At 55.4% G+C, this 2,504-nt stretch carries 4 protein-coding genes; all 4 read left to right on the top strand.

What is annotated here, in order from left to right:
- Window positions 1–279: hypothetical protein (locus tag ABB30_RS16690; protein WP_211263507.1), on the top strand; the 279-nt coding region annotated here is incomplete at its 5' end.
- 1,054 nt (window positions 280–1,333) lie between these two features.
- Window positions 1,334–1,483: a ribonuclease domain-containing protein gene (locus tag ABB30_RS17010; RefSeq protein ID WP_083489929.1), complete on the top strand. Its 150-nt coding sequence runs from the start codon at window positions 1,334–1,336 to the stop codon at window positions 1,481–1,483.
- 11 nt (window positions 1,484–1,494) lie between these two features.
- Window positions 1,495–1,872 carry a barstar family protein gene (locus ABB30_RS15955; protein ID WP_083489930.1) on the top strand — a complete coding sequence of 126 codons (378 nt, stop codon included), beginning with the start codon at window positions 1,495–1,497 and terminating at the stop codon, window positions 1,870–1,872.
- A 267-nt stretch (window positions 1,873–2,139) separates the two neighbouring features.
- Window positions 2,140–2,504 (top strand): hemagglutinin repeat-containing protein (locus tag ABB30_RS15360; protein WP_211263508.1); only part of this gene is annotated, 365 nt, incomplete at its 3' end.

Below are 2,504 nucleotides of genomic sequence, written 5' to 3' on the forward strand. Positions count from 1 at the left end.
GCGGGCGAGGTCGGGTTCCGTGCAGCCGGCGATATCGCGCAGACGATGCAGGATCGGGCGATGACAGACCTAGCATCGGCACGTGCTAGCGGAGATGCCGCCGCCGAGGCGGACGCACTTGAGCGCCTGAACAGCTGGAACGACGGCGGCACAAGCAAAACGCTATTGCATGGGATAACGGGTGCAGCGGTTGCAGCTCTGGGGGGGGCGATGCGCTTTCCGGCGCCGCAGGAGCTGCCGCGGCCGAGAAAGCAAAGCAGGCCATGGCTGACTACCTGATAGGGCAGGGGCTTTCGCCCAACGACAGCACCTTCCATAGCCTGATGGAACTGGGCACTGCAGCGCTTGGTGCCGTGGCCGGGCAGGGAACCGGCGCTAGCACAGCATTGGCCGGAGAGCGCTACAACCGGCAGCTGCATCCGGTGGAACTGAGCTTCATCGCCGCCAAGGCCGATGACTACGCGGCTTACGCAGGCATCAGCGAAGATGAGGCTATGAAGCTGCTAGTTTCATCGTCCTTAGATCAACTTGATAATCAATGGCAGACAAGCCTTTCCACCAGCCCTGAAGCTGGCCTATATCAAGCTGCCGCGAATTGGCTTGCAGCAGAAGCGGCCAAAGTCAATCTAGGCTTCGTGAATGAGAACGGGCAGGCACAGCAAGCCTTTACGGCGAATCTGCAGCAATTCTATGACGACACCATGTTCGATGGGTCATACCGTGGGCACTTCGGTACGAAGGTTGTTGATCGGCTGTTTGGAACTTCGCTGACCGCCAAGCAAGCCATTGGGCTGAATGACTACCGTTCAGTGGCGGCTGATTTGAAGTTAGAGGGCCAGTACCAAGAGTGGCGTGCGACACGTCCTGCAGATGTGTCGCAATGGACGAATGAAGATCTGAATACCATGGTTGGATACGTTCAAAAGAACGATCTCCGTCGATTGGGGCAGCTTGGTATCTTCGGTCCCGTCGGTGCTACGTGGATGTCGATAACCGATGGTGATTACAAGGCCGTCGTCGACAATGTTGCGCTAAACATGGCTTCCAGCATTATCCCGGTGGGCACTGTAGGTAGGACCCTTGGACAAGCCGGTGAGGCCACTATTGGCGCTTCACAGGAAATGAGGGCAGTTGACAGAGTTGGCGAAGTGGGTGGGAGCGTTAGTACAAGAGACCCCTCTCGCTTTATCGGAGACGCTATGGTCATTGATAAGAAGACCGGGCAGACTTTTCAAGGACCTGTTGATCTCGGTCCAACGTTGGATCGAATTAAGTCGGGGGGGCGTATCCTCACCGAAATGATGGGGCGGTTTTTAAAAATAAAGCGGGTGATTTGCCGCGGAAGCCCGATGGTTATTATATTGAGTATGTGCACCCAACTCCAGGGGTCTCTGGTCCGGGGCCGCAACGAATAGTTGTTGGTAAGGGTGGGGAGATGTTTTACACTGCGGATCATTATAAGACCTTTGTTCCAATAAATTGAGGGTGTAGTCAATGGGTGCGTTTCACTTCCTGGATGGTGATCCGGTGTATAATTCGGCGGAAGTTTTTTATGTTCGTATTGATCCGGAAATCTCTAGCTCGGATGAGCTTTTGAGGGCATTTTATTATTCGCTGTGGCTTCCTGGATATTTTGGTTTTAATTGGGACGCCTTGTATGATTGCTTGAGGGATCTTGAGTGGATTCCGCAGCGTAAAGTCGTTCTAGTACACCGTGGGCTCCCGAAAATACCTCAAGGTGAGTTGAAGATATATCTGGAAGTTTTGCGTGATGCTGCTCTTAGCTGGGAGGGTGAAAATGCGCATGATATCGAAGTATTCTTTGACGCAAGTGATCAGTCCACAGTTGAAGAGAATTTGTTCGGCTGTTGACCCCCTTCTCTGGATGCTCCGCTAGTAATTGCATCGGCCTGAAGTCGTTGCAGGACACCTTCGAAACAGCACGTCATACAGTACGCTGTGGGTTGCTTATTATGGCCGGATGCAGGGGGCGATTATTAGACAGTTAGCGCCCGCGTGAGAAAGGCTCGATCCAGAGTGAATTTTTACAGTGTTACGCGACTCCGTACGCTGTGAGCGGGCATCGGCAGCAGCGACACCATCACCGGTACGTAGTTGATGGTTGGTGGTGGCGCGCGCATGGCCACCAGTGAGGGCGACATCACCCTGACCGCGGCCAATATCGTGGCCGAGCAGGATGTGGGCAGCCACGCGGCCGGTGACCTGATTATCCGCAGTGGCCACGACACGCTGGGCAACGCCAACACCTCGCAGAGCAAGGCCATCGGTACGGTGCAGATTTCCGATACCGAGAAGTTCTCCGGTTGGCACCGCCAGCAGCACGAGGATGACAGCGCCCAGGTGTCGCAGGTGGCCAGCAACATCGGTAGCCTGGGCGGCAGCGTCAACCTCAGTGCCGGTGGCAGCTACAGCCAGATCGCCAGCAATGTGGTGGCCGCACAGGACATCAACATCACGGCCACCAGCATCGAGCTGCTCACTGC

The sequence above is a fragment of the Stenotrophomonas ginsengisoli genome, assembly GCF_001431485.1.
GTDB classification, from domain to species: domain Bacteria; phylum Pseudomonadota; class Gammaproteobacteria; order Xanthomonadales; family Xanthomonadaceae; genus Stenotrophomonas; species Stenotrophomonas ginsengisoli.